13 protein-coding genes are annotated in these 14653 nt (G+C 40.9%); 1 reads left to right on the plus strand and 12 read right to left on the minus strand.

The window, feature by feature from the left end; translation table 11 throughout:
• Positions 1–35: 35 nt before the first annotated feature.
• From BCY91_RS13715 to murI, 4 genes are all read right to left on the minus strand, one after another.
• Positions 36–797 carry a Rossmann-like and DUF2520 domain-containing protein gene (locus tag BCY91_RS13715; protein WP_120182617.1) on the minus strand — a complete coding sequence of 254 codons (762 nt, stop codon included), beginning with the start codon at positions 795–797 and terminating at the stop codon, positions 36–38.
• The gene (locus BCY91_RS13720; RefSeq protein ID WP_120182618.1) at positions 794–3241 is read right to left on the minus strand and encodes a heme lyase CcmF/NrfE family subunit; all 2448 of its coding nucleotides are present in this window, start codon (positions 3239–3241) and stop codon (positions 794–796) included. Before BCY91_RS13720 ends, BCY91_RS13715 begins: the two co-directional genes overlap by 4 nt.
• A 5-nt stretch (positions 3242–3246) precedes the next feature.
• On the minus strand, positions 3247–3654 hold the full coding sequence (locus BCY91_RS13725) for a cytochrome c maturation protein CcmE domain-containing protein (protein ID WP_120182619.1): 408 nt from the start codon (positions 3652–3654) through the stop codon (positions 3247–3249).
• A gap of 235 nt (positions 3655–3889) precedes the next feature.
• On the minus strand, positions 3890–4702 hold the full coding sequence (gene murI / locus BCY91_RS13730) for a glutamate racemase (protein ID WP_120182620.1): 813 nt from the start codon (positions 4700–4702) through the stop codon (positions 3890–3892).
• A gap of 148 nt (positions 4703–4850) precedes the next feature.
• On the opposite strand from murI, the gene BCY91_RS13735 reads away from it, so the two are divergent.
• Positions 4851–6479, plus strand: coding sequence for a GLUG motif-containing protein (locus BCY91_RS13735; RefSeq protein ID WP_120182621.1), 1629 nt, complete (start codon positions 4851–4853; stop codon positions 6477–6479).
• Between the two features lie 403 nt (positions 6480–6882).
• On the opposite strand, the gene BCY91_RS13740 is transcribed toward BCY91_RS13735, so the two are convergent.
• From BCY91_RS13740 to BCY91_RS13775, 8 genes are all read right to left on the minus strand, one after another.
• On the minus strand, positions 6883–7395 hold the full coding sequence (locus BCY91_RS13740; RefSeq protein ID WP_120182805.1) for an OmpH family outer membrane protein: 513 nt from the start codon (positions 7393–7395) through the stop codon (positions 6883–6885).
• 102 nt (positions 7396–7497) lie between these two features.
• Complete coding sequence (locus BCY91_RS13745) at positions 7498–8025, minus strand: OmpH family outer membrane protein (protein WP_120182806.1); 528 nt, start codon at positions 8023–8025, stop codon at positions 7498–7500.
• Between the two features lie 41 nt (positions 8026–8066).
• On the minus strand, positions 8067–10592 hold the full coding sequence (bamA, locus tag BCY91_RS13750; RefSeq protein ID WP_120182622.1) for an outer membrane protein assembly factor BamA: 2526 nt from the start codon (positions 10590–10592) through the stop codon (positions 8067–8069).
• Between the two features lie 60 nt (positions 10593–10652).
• Entirely contained in the window at positions 10653–11393 is a 741-nt protein-coding gene (locus BCY91_RS13755; RefSeq protein ID WP_120182623.1) for an isoprenyl transferase, read from the minus strand.
• Between the two features lie 22 nt (positions 11394–11415).
• Positions 11416–12213 (minus strand): type IX secretion system protein PorG, encoded by a 798-nt coding sequence (gene porG / locus BCY91_RS13760; protein ID WP_120182624.1) that lies wholly within the window; start codon positions 12211–12213, stop codon positions 11416–11418.
• A 10-nt stretch (positions 12214–12223) separates the two neighbouring features.
• On the minus strand, positions 12224–13108 hold the full coding sequence (locus tag BCY91_RS13765) for an NAD kinase (RefSeq protein WP_120182625.1): 885 nt from the start codon (positions 13106–13108) through the stop codon (positions 12224–12226).
• Between the two features lie 80 nt (positions 13109–13188).
• A complete protein-coding gene (locus tag BCY91_RS13770) occupies positions 13189–13851 on the minus strand; it encodes a CBS domain-containing protein (RefSeq protein WP_120182626.1) in 663 nt (220 codons plus the stop codon).
• On the minus strand, positions 13852–14613 hold the full coding sequence (locus BCY91_RS13775) for an alpha/beta fold hydrolase (RefSeq protein WP_120182627.1): 762 nt from the start codon (positions 14611–14613) through the stop codon (positions 13852–13854). It lies immediately after the preceding gene.
• Positions 14614–14653 lie beyond the last annotated feature (40 nt).

A 14653-nucleotide genomic window follows, 5' to 3' on the forward strand; every position in this document is an offset into this window, starting at 1 on the left:
AAATTAGCAATTTATTTGGCTGGAGGCTGGTTTGCCTAGCAATTTTTTACTATGTTCTGACTCACTGAACGATACAGCTCCTGAAGATCTGGATGCCCGGTCAAAGCTTCCAAATGTTTGTTCATGGTTTGCACATCAAGTCTAACAGCTGGTCCAGTTTGCACCGATGAAGGAGCGTACTTTAGTGCTTTTTCGGCTGTTTCTGCAATTAACGGTCGCAAGAGGTTAAAATCTAAATTTTGTTGCTTCAACAGATGCTCGCCAATGCTATAAAAATGATTGGTAAAATTACACGCAAAAACGGCCGCCACATGCAATATTAGCCTTTGGGCAGAATCTGCAAGCTGTACGCGGGCGCTCAACTGTGAAGCCAATTCACTGAGTTTAATTTCTGTATTCGGATCTGAAGCCTCTAAAAACAAAGGAACATCATCAAAATCAACATCTACCGCTTTAGAGAAAGTTTGCAAGGGATAAAGCACGCCGTAATGAGTGCGTCCTCGTAATACAGCCATCGCTGTTGAGCCGGAGGTATGTACAACAATTGCCTTGGAAGTCGCCGGAATCTGCTTTGCTACTTCTTCAATCGCATCATCCTTTACTGCTATAATAACCAGCTCGGCATCCAAACTTAAATCCAACACAGAAGCAATAGAATCTGCCCCTATCGCCAAGGCCAAATCAACCGCGTTTTGGCGTGTGTTACTCCACACCTGTATTACCGGATGGCCCTTTTTAATCAACGCTTTACTTAAATGCGTGGCCACATTGCCGGCACCAAGCAGGGCTATTTTCATGCTGATTTAATTTCTTTTGAACGCCTGAAGATAGACATGATAAAACCGATGACCATGATAATTGTGCCTCCCCAAAACAGGTTAATGTATGGGAACTCAATTGCTTTTAGCACAATCCAATCTTTTTTGTCTTCTTTAGGCTTCTCGTAAAGCGTAAGCTCCATTTTGTTTTTATCGGGCAATACGTTGGTAAAACGCACCTTAATGCCGGCTTCGTCTACTTTTTTACCAAAATCCACCTTCGCGTTTCCTTTTATCAAAAAGATAGGCTCGGCGCTGTACGTTTTATTATCGCTATAAACAGCAAGCACTAAACCAATGGCAACGTCTTTATCCGTTAAAGCGATATCGTTTATTTTTGCACTTTTATTAATGTCTTTTACCACCAAATAACCTGTGCGGAAACGTACGGTATCCCCTATGGTAACTTCGTGCGCAACTGGTTTAAGGTAATTTTCATCGTCCGAGTGTCCTTCATGATCTTCATGGTGTTCTTCCTCTTTCAACGGTACGCTACTTACGTGGGTATAGATATCGTGTAACAGGTAATGCTTGGTATCTGGCGATGCAATAATTTGGCGCATCTTTGCATTTTGTTGCGCGTTTGGATACAGGTTAAAGTTCTCTTTAATTTTACCGTCCTCGCCTATTACCTGATAATTCACTTTATAATAAGTGTTTACTCCAAATGTAGAATCGCCCAGATAAGTCACCAAATACTTATCCATCTTGGTAGGTTCGTTTTTGTACAGGATGATATTTTCGCGAGGGTTATTGTTTTTGGCAAACTCGTCACCAAAGCCAATTCCGGTGTTGTTGATAGAAACCACCTTGTTGGTTGCGGCCGCAATTAAAGCACCAACCAGCAACATGGCAAAACCAATATGCGCCACTGCCGAACCGGCCAATTTCCATTTTCCTTTTAAGGCCTCGCCTAAAATATTTCCGTTGCATAGAATGGAAAAAATGGCAGCAAAAGTGAGCAAAATGTACATGGCATTGCCGTAAATATCGGCCACATAAACCACAATCGCGGTAAGCAAAATGGCCACCACCAAAGAAACGCTTATCCGGATATAAAAACGGCGCGGTTCTGTTTTCTTATATTTTAAAAACTGCGAGAAACCAGAGATTGCGGCAATTACGAAGGCAAAAGCAATTTGCCATTTATTATAATGCTGGATAGCATCTGTAGGCGGTGCGATATCTGTACCTAAAATTTTATTGAAAACGGGTATAGAGGTAGTGGCTAAAATTTGAATACAAGAAACAAAAAGCACAATTGCGCCAATAAACAACCAAAACTCGCGCGAGTAAGTCTCCTCATCTTTTTTAGTGATAGGTAATTGCTTCCAGTTTTTTATCACCAACACAATTGGGATAATCAGGAAAAAAGCCAGGTAAATGAGCAATTGCGTATCCATGCCCATTGAGGTAAAGGCATGTACAGAAGTTTCGCCTAAAATACCGCTGCGGGTTAAAAAAGAAGCATACAACACCAGCACAAAGCTAATCAACACCAAAAAGGTTGCGGTAAAGTAAGAGTGGCCCGTATTACGGAATGCCAACATTACGTGTACACCGGCAATTAAAGTTAACCAAGGGATGATAGAAGCATTTTCTACTGGGTCCCAAGCCCAGAAACCACCAAAGTTTAATGCCTCGTAAGCCCAAAACGACCCCATGATGATACCAGAACCTAAGGTAACTACGGCAAACAGAGCCCAAGGCAAAGCTGGCGTAATCCAAAGCGCATAGCGTTTTTGCCACAGTCCAGCAAAAGCGTAGGCAAAAGGCACAATCATAGATGCAAAACCTAAAAACAAAATTGGCGGGTGGATAACCATCCAATAGTTTTGCAAAAGCGGGTTTAAGCCGTTACCGTCTTGTATCAGTGAAAGATAATCCGGACGAGAAAAAATTGGCGCTTCCATGGCTTCGCGCAACAACACAAAAGGCGACGAACCTATTTTTGCTCCAAAAATTTCTACACCGATAATCATGGTAGCCAAAAACACTTGCGATGCCGATATCACCGTCATCACGCTGTTTTCCCAAGTTTTTGCTTTCGCGATGACAATGCAGCCTAGCAAACCTTGCCAAAAGGTCCACAACCAAAAACTTCCTTCCTGCCCTTCCCAAAAGCAAGAAATGATATAATGGGTTGGTAAAGTGGTAGATGAGTGCGCCCAAGCGTAGTGGTACTCGAAATAATGGTTATAGATAATATAAAATAAGCAAGCACCTATACCAACCACCGCCGCAAGGTTTAAGCGGTAAGCTAAACGCCCCAACTTTTGCCAAGATAAATCCAACTGATCTTTAGCGGTTGTAGCCAACAAATAACTGATGAAAGAAAGGATAGATGTGCCGATGGAAAGCACAATAAAAAATTGACCGAGCTTTCCCGGCAACAGGTGTTCACCTGTAAATTGGATGTCCATTAAACTTATATTTTACCTTGGGCTTTAACTTCTTTTACCTCAATTTTATCTTGAGTGTATTTAGATGGGCATTTCATTAAAATTTTGCTAGCATGAAACTCGTTGCCCAGCATTTGTCCGGTGAGTACAATTTGTTCCGAACGCTCAAAATCTTGCGGTTTAGCCCCTGTGAACACTACTTTACAGTTGGTTCCGTTATTGTCGTTCACAAAAAAAGAGAAGTAGTTGGCATCTTTTTCCGGATCGTAAAACATGGCTTTGGTGGTATCCAGCTTGCCTACCACGTGCAGTTCCTTGCTTGTTTCTTTAGCTTCAGAAAAAGTACCGTAAGTACTGCTGTCTGCATAAGTACTAATGATGGCACCTATTGCTATCGCAATAATGATCATCCCGATAATAGAGCTTTTTTTCATCGTTTTTCGTTTTAGACTTTACAGCCTGTGTGCTTTTCACAAACTATAATTTGTTTGATAGTTAAATTTGTGACTATCAAGGGGCAAAAATACGAATAGCAAAGGGTAAGGACTAATTCTAACAAAAATGTTATTTATTAAGAAACGTTCTAAACAGAAACATAGACTCCTTGAGTAGAAGCTTAGCCGCCCTCTGAAATGTAGAGAGTTTTTCTAAAACTAACTAACTAACTGGCTACCGCTCCCAAATATTTTGTTGTACTAAGTTGATTTTATCGCCAAAAAACAGCTGTGTACTGCTTTCAAACGAACTGGTTTTATCCGACACAAAAAAACGGTGCTTAGGTGCATCTTCCGATGGGTTAAGCAAATTAAGCCCGGCCAGTTTTGTTTTCACATCCTGCGCCACAATTTCGGCGGTGTTCAAAATTTCAACCTGGTTGCGATAATAATCGTCGATTTCTTTACGGATTAAAGGATAATGAGTGCAGGCTAAAATTAAAGCGTCAATTTTTTTCAGCTTAGGCGATGACAGGTAAGCGTTAATGATGGTTTTACTGATATTGTTTTCAAAAAAACCTTCCTCTATCATTGGAGCCAAAAGCGGTGTTGCTAAAGACTGTACTTTAACATCGGGCATGGCCTGCTTCAGTTTTTTTGCATAAATATCCGATTTAATGGTCGCCTTGGTTGCGATAACGCCAATCTTTTGATAATTGCTCTGTTTTACACAAAAATCAACCACCGGATCTATCACGTTTAAAATGGGCAAGCTATCGCCTAAAAACTCATTTAAATCGGCATAACCTAAAGAAGACGCGGTGTTACAGGCAATAACAATGGCTTTGCAGTTTTGCGCCTGTAAAAACTTGCCAATTTTTAAGCTGTAATATTTAATGGCTTCCGCCGATTTATCGCCATAAGGCATATGAGCCGTATCGCCAAAATAAACTAGGTTTTCGTGCGGTAAAACCTTACGGATGGCATTTGCAACGGTTAAACCGCCAATGCCCGAATCAAATATGCCTATGGGTTGCGCTTGTCTCATTGTTTTGCAGAATATGATCGTTCATATCTACACAAAAGTCTTTTATTTTTTAAAAACCCGCAATTTTAAATGTGAATAAAAGGTTTTTTGTATTAGACTCTTATATTTGAAGCATCTACTTATTTCTTTTAACCAATAAACAATTATTATGAAAAAAATTTTACGACCATTGGTTTTATTTGTGATTTATTTTGTCGCTTATGACTCATTAAAGGCGCAAACAATTTCAATAAACAATGCTACCGAGTTGGCCAAAATCGGAAATGACCCCGATTATCCTTTAGACGCCAGTTACAAGCAAACCGCCGATATTAACCTTTCTGGCTATGCCAACTGGACACCAATTGGAACTTTTACCGGCTCATACGATGGGCAATACCATTCTATCAGCAACCTAACAATTAGCGGTACGGGTAAAAGTGACCAGGGGCTTTTTAGCCAGCTAGGTGAAGGGGGACAACTGAAAAACCTGCATTTAAAGAACGTAAACATCAATCTCGAGGGAGACTCAAAGGAAGTTGGAGCTTTGGTTGGATATAGCAAAGGACAGATATACCGAGTGGCGGTACTGAGTGGTACCGTAAAAGGATATTATGCCGTTGGTGGCCTAGCGGGTTGGCAAATTTCTCCTGCAACAGTTTCTGAATCTTATGCCAACGTTACAGTACAGGGAAATAGTTATGTATATTCCACGCTCATACCTGGAATACCTGACATAGTCATACCAGGAACACCTGGCTATTGGATGCCTATGCCAGGTATGCCTGGTCCCGGTATGTGGATGCCCGGAACACCCGACACGGTTATACCCGGAACACCCGATCAAACTATAGAATATAAAAGTTATTATTTAGGTGCCTTACTTGGCGGAAACCAAAACGGCGGACAAGTAAGTAACAGCTATGCTACCGGCAGTGTAACAGGAAATGATGATGTTGGAGGATTAGTAGGTTACAATACAGCTAACGGGAGCATTATTTCAAGCAGCTACGCTTCTGGGAGTGTAAGTGGCAGTGGATGGCAAGGTGGTTTAGTTGGTTTAGCGGGAGGCGATGCAAGCAATTGTTATTGGAACACTACCACTTCGGGGCAAAGTAACGGCAACGGCACAGGTGCTACCGGCAAAACCGATACAGAAATGAAACAGCAGGCGACTTTTGCAGGTTGGGATTTTGCCAACGTATGGAAAATAGAAGAAAATGTTTCACAACCAAGCTTACGCTGGATGACGCTTACCCCTCTTCCGGTTTCTTTATTGAGTTTTAAAGCACATGCACAAACTGACAACGTTAAACTAGCTTGGCAAACTGCATCCGAAAGTATCAACAAAGAATTTGTTGTTTACAGAAGCGGTGACCAACAAAATTTCGAGAAATTAATCACCGTAGCTGGATCTGGAAATTCATCTACCCTAAAGAACTATTATTGCTATGATAATGGACCCTTAAACGGAAATAATTATTACAAACTTGTGCAGATAGATGAGAATGGAAAAGAAACAAATTTAGGCCTTACTACAGTACGTTTTGATCTTTCAGAAATCAGCTTGCAGATCTATCCTAATCCAACAGCCAACAAAGTAAATATTTCGCTTGGCAAACATAACTATAAGCGTTTGAACATTGTGAACCTTAATGGGAAAATATTGGATGAGGTAATGCTAAAGCCAGAACAAAACAATTTGGCTGTTTCTTTAGTTAATTACACACCTGGCACCTATTTATTCCGTTTTGAGGGAGCAGAAGGCGTCCGTACAGAAAAAGTGTTGAAAAAATAAAATTATTCTGCAATACAAAAAGTTAAAACAAAAAAATGCGAAACCTGAAAACAGGCTTCGCATTTTTTTTAGCCGAAACTTATTTTGGCTAAAGCCCTTTCCTATTGATAATCCCAAAAATCATTAATCGAACCCAGATTGAAACGCACCTTTATTCTGCTTCGTTCAACGTTATTATTTAAAGGGTTCCGTCGTGTTGATCCGCCGGCTGGCGGAGAAACATCATACACATAAATGTCACACGCTATCGTCAGATGTCTCGCTGCCTCGATGACGTAAAAAGCATTGGCTCACTAAGATTTATTACTTTATAAAACAAAAAATGCGAAGCAGATTTTATCCTACTTCGCATTTAATTTTAAGTGAGCTTAAACCTTAAGCCTTACACCTTAAAACTTATACCTTATTTCAAGCCTAATTTCGTTTTAACCTCTGCCATGATGTTGATACCGCCATCAAAGTAAACTATACCGGGTTGTGTAGTATCAAATACATAAGCGTAACCTTTTTCTTTAGCAACGGCTTTCACAGCGTCTTCTGCTTTTTTCAAAATCGGGTCGTACAACTCGCCTCTTTTCTTCTCAAAATCTTCCCCGGCTTTTTGTTGAAACTCTTCGATACGTCTCTGCAAATCTTGGATTTCTTTCACTTTAGCGTCTTTCATGGCATCGCTCAAAGTTTTTTCTTTTGACTGGAAATCCTGCACTTTAGTTTGGTACTCGGTGTACATGGTTTTTCCGTCCGCATCTAAAGAAGCTTTAAACGTTTCCAACTGTTTATCGGCGGTAGCCACTTCTGGCATTGCTTTAATTAGTTCTGCTGAGTTAATGTGCGCAATTTTTTGCTGTGCATTTACCAAATTACCTGCAAATAACAATCCTCCTGCTACCAATGCAATCTTAAATAATTTTTTCATGTGTGTTTTTTCTGTTTTTAATAGCTCTGAAGCAATCTTAATTGCCCTCAACTTCCAATTATATGTGTGTTAATTTAATTTACGAGTTTAAAATAATTATTGCTATTTAGCAAATGAACCGGGCTTGTAACCCATTTTTTCGATCACCTGGTTAGTAGCATCAAAATTCGCGCGTCCAAACAATAAGGTCACTGTGCTTTTATCCAAAACAATATCAACGCTTTCCGAATTGGCATACTCTTCAACCGCCTTGGCTACTTTGTCTTGCACGGGCTTTATTAAACGCAATTTCTCGCGGTAAAGCTCGCCTTCGTATCCAAATTTTTGTTGCTGCAGTTCGTTTGCTTCGCGTTCTTTCTGCAAAATATCCGCTTCGCGCTGTTTCTGCATATCATCTGTCAGCAAAACACGGTCCGCCTGAAAATCATTTCTAAGTTTCTCTACCTCGGCAAACTTCGCGTCAATATCGCTCTGCCATTTTTTTGCCGAAGCATTCAACTGTTTTTGTGCCGATGAATATTCGGGGATGTGTTTCAAAATATACTCCGAATCTACAAAAGCTAAGCGCTGCGCCTGCGCACCAACGCAAAGCATAACGGCTAATACGGACAGAATGATATATTTCTTCATGTAAATATTTTGTTGTTTCTGGTGTGTGGCAAAATCCAAATTTAGTTAAAACCTCCCAGTTGTTGGGCTATACTAAAGTGGAACTGTCCTTTATTGGCATCCGGTTGGCCCGGGATGGCATCAAATCCGTAACCGTAATCAATACCTAACAAACCAAATATCGGCAAGAAAATTCTGGCACCCACGCCCACAGAACGTTTAACATTAAACGGATTAAACTCCGAAAACTTATTCCAGGTATTACCTCCTTCGGCGAAAGCCAAAACAAATACTGTTGCCGATTCGCCCAAAGTTACTGGATGCCTTAACTCTAATACGTATTTATTGAAAATAGGCGAACCCGCACTTGTTGGCGCACCTTCTGGCACCACCGAGTTATTTGAGTAACCGCGTAAGCCAATCACCTCAGAGCCCTGTAAAAAGTCGAAGCCCTGCAAGCCATCGCCGCCCAACTTAAAGCGGCCAAACGGCGCCTGACCCACATCTTTGCTATAATAGCCCAAGAAACCAAATTGCGCTTGTGCCTTTAAAATTAGCTTTCCGTAAATCTTTTGGAAAAACTGCGACTCAAACTTCCATTTGTGGTACTCGGCAAATTTATATTTATCTGAAGTTGATAAGTTGTTGTAATTTTTGCCGTTGAATGATGAGTAAGGCAAAGTAGCCTGAACGGTAAACTTAATGTTTGAACCGGATGTAGGGAAAATTGGCGCATCAACCGAGTTGCGGCTTAGCACTTGGCTTAAGCTTAAATCGTAAGAATCGCCGTTTTCAAATAAATAACCGCGGTAATTACGCAGTTTAAACTGTTGTAAGTTGGCTGCGTAATCAATACGGAAATAATCATCAGGCCATTTTAACTGTTTACCCAAGCTAAAGGTTAAACCGTTTAACCGTATTTTTTGCAGGTTTGGATTGCTGTTGCTTAAACCATTACTCTGCAAAGAAGTAAAGGCACTGATGCCAAAATAAATGGGTTTTTTACCGCCAAACCAAGGTTCGGAGAAAGAAAAACTATACGACTGATAATATTTGCCGTTGGTTTGCCCTCTGATGCTTAGCTTTTGTCCATCGCCTTTTGGTAAAGGTTTGTAGGCTTTTAAGTTAAAGAGGTTACGCGCCGAAAAGTTGTTAAAGGTTAAACCCAAAGTACCGATAACGCGGCCGCCGCCAAAACCGCCCGAAAGTTCAATTTGATCCGATGGTTTTTCTACCACGGTGTACTGGATGTCTACCGTGCCGTCTGCCGGATTTGGAATAGGCTTAATGTCAATTTTTTGCTCGTCAAAATTGCCCAGCTGCACAATTTGGCGTTGCGAACGCACCAACATGTCTTTAGAGAATTTTTGTCCCGGCCGTGTTCTAATCTCGCGTAAAACAACCCTGTCGTTGGTTAGCTCGTTGCCTTTTAAAATTACTTTGTTGATGGTGTACTGCGGCCCTTCGTAAATACGGATTTCTAAATCTACCGTATCGTTGTAAATGCGGGTTTGTACTGGGTCTGCATTAAAAGTGAGGTAACCATCGTTCAAGTAAAGCGAAGAAACGTCGTTGCTTGACGGACTGCTTCTCAAGGTTTTTTCAAGCTTAGCCTCAGAGTACACCTCTCCTTTTTCGATTTTTAAAATCTGGTGCAATAAGGTAGATGGATATTTTGCGTTACCTGCGAAGGTGACATTGCCAAAATAATATTTATGCCCCTCGTTTAGCTTAATATCAATATTTACAGATTTATCATTGTAACGATACACCGAATCGTCCAGGATTTCCGCATCGCGGTAGCCTTTTTCGCGCATTTTGGCTATCAGCTTTTCCTTATCTTCCTCGTATTTGTCGCGCATAAACTTACCCGAACCAAAAACTTTATACCAAGCCTGTTCATGCGTTTTTTTCATGAATTTCTTTAGGCGTGCATCGCTAAAATCTTTATTTCCGTCAAAATTGATGGCATGTACTTTTACCTTATTCTTTTTATCAACGGTTACATTTACTATGCGGCTGTTTGCATCGGCGGTATCTTTAATCGCGTTAATATTAACGGTGGTATATAAGTAACCTTTATCTGCAAAATGCTTGGTAATAATGCTGTTAACGGTGTTTTTAAGGTTTTCGTTAACGATTTTTCCTTTTTGGTTGCTCAGCTTTTCTTGTATATCAGATGTTTCGCTTTTGCTAAGCCCTTTTAATACAATTTTAGATACGCGCGGACGCTCGGCCAAATTTAAATCAAAGTAAACGGTGTCATTGCTAGTGCGGTTAATAAGCAGGGCTACATCATCAAACAAGCCTTGCGCCCAAAGGTTTTTCACCGCGTCTGATGTAGCATCGCCAGGCACTAAAATACGCTCGCCAACCTGCAGCTTTGAAATGGTAATCAGTACAGATTTATCCAGGTATTCGACACCGTTTATATTAATCCCGCCAATTACATATTCTTTGGGGTTAAGGTAATCCAAATCTTCGTGTTGGCTTTGGCTGCTGCTAGAAGATCTTAACGTGGGTAATTGCTGTGAAAAACTGTTCGCCGAGAAGGCAAATAGAAATATAACTAAAAAAATATTCTTCATTTATTCTGTTGTGGGGCTAAAATACCTCTATTGTTTGTTAATTTTTGTTAAAAGTAAAATTTAGCTTATTTGTTCGCTGGTTAAACCAAAACGTCTTTCTCTTTGTTGATAGTTGTAAATTGCCTCGTAAAGGTCTTCGCGCCTAAAATCTGGCCAAAGCTTAGGCGTAAAATATAGCTCGGCGTAAGCCAATTGCCATAACAGGTAATTGCTGATGCGGTGCTCTCCGCTAGTCCTGATCATCAGTTCCGGATCGGGCAGGTTATGCGTAGATAGGTAGCTGGAAAACAACTGTTCTGTAATGTCCTGTTCTTTTATTAGTCCGTTAGCAACATCGACGGCAATGCGTTTTGTGGCATCGGTAATCTCCCAACGCGCACTGTACGAAAGCGCTAAAGTTAAGGTCAAACGTTTATTGCCTGCCGTTTTCTGTATCGCTTCTTGCAGTTCTTTGTAACAGCGAGATGGTAACGATTTTAAATCGCCTATGGCATTTAAACGCACATCATTATCCATTAAAGTTTTGGTTTCTTTGTTGATGGTGCTTACCAAAAGCTCCATCAGCGCGGTAACTTCCAGTTTTGGCCGGTTCCAATTTTCGGTAGAAAAAGCGTAAAGCGTTAGATTTTTAACGCCCAGTTCGGCTGCACCTTCAACCGTATCCCGTACCGCCAGCACGCCATTTTTATGTCCAAACACCCGCAACTTCCCTTTCTCTTTAGCCCAGCGCCCGTTGCCGTCCATAATAACGGCTATGTGTTGCGGTAACTTCTCAAGATTCAGTTTTTCTTTGAAACTCATCTGCTTAAAAGCGATTATATAATTAAAAAGGACATTTTTGGCTCACAAAGGTATAAGATAAGGTAATACCCACAAATAGATAGCTATCCTTTTTTCTGAAATCGCCACGTTGCGTACCGGGATTCCCTATTTTGCCTGCCGAACGGTCCGAAAGTGCCTGCCGCAACGCAGTTTTGTTTGGATCTGTTTCAGCTAATTTGCTGGGATCAGGATAAACACCGCTCACATCATCCAAATAATCTGTATTGGTATTGCGGTAGCCAATTTCGCCAATGATGTTAAAATAGCGGCCAAAGTTATATTTTACACCTGCGCCGTAAGGTACAGAAAAAGCGATGGTTTTATACTCTTCTGCCTGGCCTTCCGTTTTGTAATATACCAGCTCGTACACATCACCATTAAAATCTGTTTTAGGATTAAAGCCGGCTAAAGCTACGCCAGCAAATAAAAACGGCGTGAAACGTTTTTGACGGAACTCAAATCCGTAGTCGAATAAATTAAACTCTAAGCTGACGCTCCCCTCTGTAACGGGCGAAAAAAAACTGAGGTTACGGTTTATTTCTTGCTGATATTTCGATTTTGACTCGTCATCGCTGATTTTGCCTTGCAGTACGCCAAATTTAATGGCCCAATAGCTATCGATATTTCTTTTTACGGTTAAGCCTAAGGCCGGATGGTTGAGTGCTAAAGGATTGTTTTGGTTTAAATCGCCCATATAGCCCATTGCACCGCCCGTAAGGCCCAGCTCCCAAGTTTGCGCCGCTGCAAGGCTACAAAACCCGAAGAAGGAAAGTATAAATACTTTGATAAAATGAGTCATTAAGAATGGCTTAGTAATTTCTGGTATCTATACCCCAAAGCAATTTGTTTCTTAACGTAGATAAATAGGATTGATTGTTTAACCTTACCAAATTAATATCAAAATTGGCTCTTTTTAAGTGGATACGGGTTCCGGGATTGATTACTTCGGTACGTGAATCTAAGCTTAGCAAGTATTTAGGGCTACGGCCTTCTATTTCAAAAGTGAGCTCGTTTTCATCTGATAAGATAACAGGCCGTACATTTAAATTATGCGGCGCGATAGGCGTAATCACAAAATTACCCGATTGCGGGAACATGATGGGCCCGCCGCAGCTTAAAGAATAAGCGGTTGAACCGGTTGGCGTTGCAATGATTAAACCATCTGCCCAATAAGAATTTAAAAATTCGCCGTTTAGGTAACAGTGAATCAATATCATGGCAGAAGTATCGCGCTTCATGATGGTCAAATCATTCAACCCGAAGTTTAACTCGCCAAAAAGATTGGCAGAGGTTTCTATTTGCAACAAACGGCGCACATCCAAAGTAAATTGGCGGGCTACCAAGGTTTGTACCGCCTGTTCTATCTCCTCTTTATTTACGTTGGCTAAAAAACCCAAACGCCCAAAGTTAATCCCAATCATGGGAATGCCCGAATCGCGCACCAGAGCCACCGTATCTAGCATGGTGCCATCGCCGCCAAGGCTCAGCATTACCTCCACATGATGGTGCACCAACTCATCGTGATTTTTAAACACGGTAAACCTGCTTGGGAACCTCAGCTTGTCTTTCAAAAACTGATAAAAACCTTGATATATAAGCACCTCGGCTTTGTGTTTTACCAAGCAATCAAATACTTGCTGAATGTACGGTATAACTGTATGATTAAACTGCCGGCCGTAAACTCCAATTTTCATCGGCTAATTTTTTTATGATGATGAATTGATTTTATATTTTGATGTCCCTATGCCTGTTTGGCGGGATGATGGTTTATTGCTTAAAAACTAAGGTAGTTCATTAAAGAATCGTACCGGTCTGTGTCCTTATTGTAAGGATTAGAGTTGTTGAAAGTAGCCATCACCACGTAATCGTAACGCAAAAAAGAAGCTACAATCTGGGTAATGTCCATTTTATTCACCTTGATGGTCACGGTTAGCTTGGTAGAATCTGGATGTTCATCTACATAAGAACTTAAAATTTGCGCATTATCCGACTCCACAATTTGGGCAATATGCGCCAAGGAATTATCTCTGTTGCTGATTTCTAAAACAATAATACCGCCGGGACTAGCCACAGCCGTAATGTTGGCAAGGTACTCTACGGCATCATCAATAAAGATAGCGCCCAGATAATTCATCTTTGCATCCAGCACCGGCAAAAGACTTAAACTTTGGTCGTTCAAAGTTTTAATTACATCATAAGCGTGCTGGCTTTCAATTACGTACGGGTTTATAAGCGACAGCGTGATGGCGCCCACTGGTTCGGTAAAATCAAGCTCGTTGGCTAAATCTTCTTCGGCTAAAAGGCCTAAAAACTGCGTTTCGTTAACAATGGGCAAATGGCTCACCTTAAAATCCGCCATTTTATCCAAAGCTTTCTGTATAGGGTCAGCTGGTTTTAATGGCGATATCGATGTAGATATGAGGTCACTTGCAATCATTTAAAGGCCTTTCTTTTGTAAAAACGCTTCAAGCAAACTGTTAAACTGCTCGGGCTGTTCCATCATTGGTGCGTGTCCGCATTGGTCTATCCAGTGCAGTTCGGCATCTGGCAACAGTTCTTCAAACTCAACAGCCACCTCGGGCGGAGTAATTTTATCGTTTTTGCCCCAAATTAAAGCTACGGGCACTTTTATTTTCGACAAATCTTTGGCCATGTTATGCCTAATGGCAGATTTTGCCATCGCCAAAATGCGGATTACCTTGTTACGGTTGTTTACGGTTTCAAACACATCGTCTACCAATTCTTTTGTAGCTGTTTCCGGGTTGTAAAAGGTGTATTCTACTTTTTCTTTGATAAAATCATAGCTTTCGCGTTTTGGGAAAGAGCCACCAAAGGCGTTTTCATATAAACCCGAGCTCCCGGTAAGCACCAAAGCCTTTACAAAATCTTGATGAGCCAAAGTATAAATGAGCCCAACGTGGCCTCCTAAAGAATTTCCTAAAACAGTAACCTTTTGGTAGCCCTTAAATTTCACAAATCTGTGAACGTATTTTGATAAAGTTTTTACCCCGGTAGTTAACAGTGGCAAATCATATATCGGCAACATAGGGATAACTACGGTGTAGCGTCCTTTAAACTGTTCAATCACATGCTCCCAATTGCTTAGTGCGCCCATAAGGCCGTGTAAAAGCAATAGCACTTCTCCATTACCTTCTTCAATGTATTTAAAACCGTCTTCTTCTTTAATTATGTAATCCATAAATTCTACAAAAGGTAATATGCATTAATTGTGCTAAATT

The sequence above is a fragment of the Pelobium manganitolerans genome, assembly GCF_003609575.1.
In the GTDB taxonomy this organism is placed as follows: domain Bacteria; phylum Bacteroidota; class Bacteroidia; order Sphingobacteriales; family Sphingobacteriaceae; genus Pseudopedobacter; species Pseudopedobacter manganitolerans.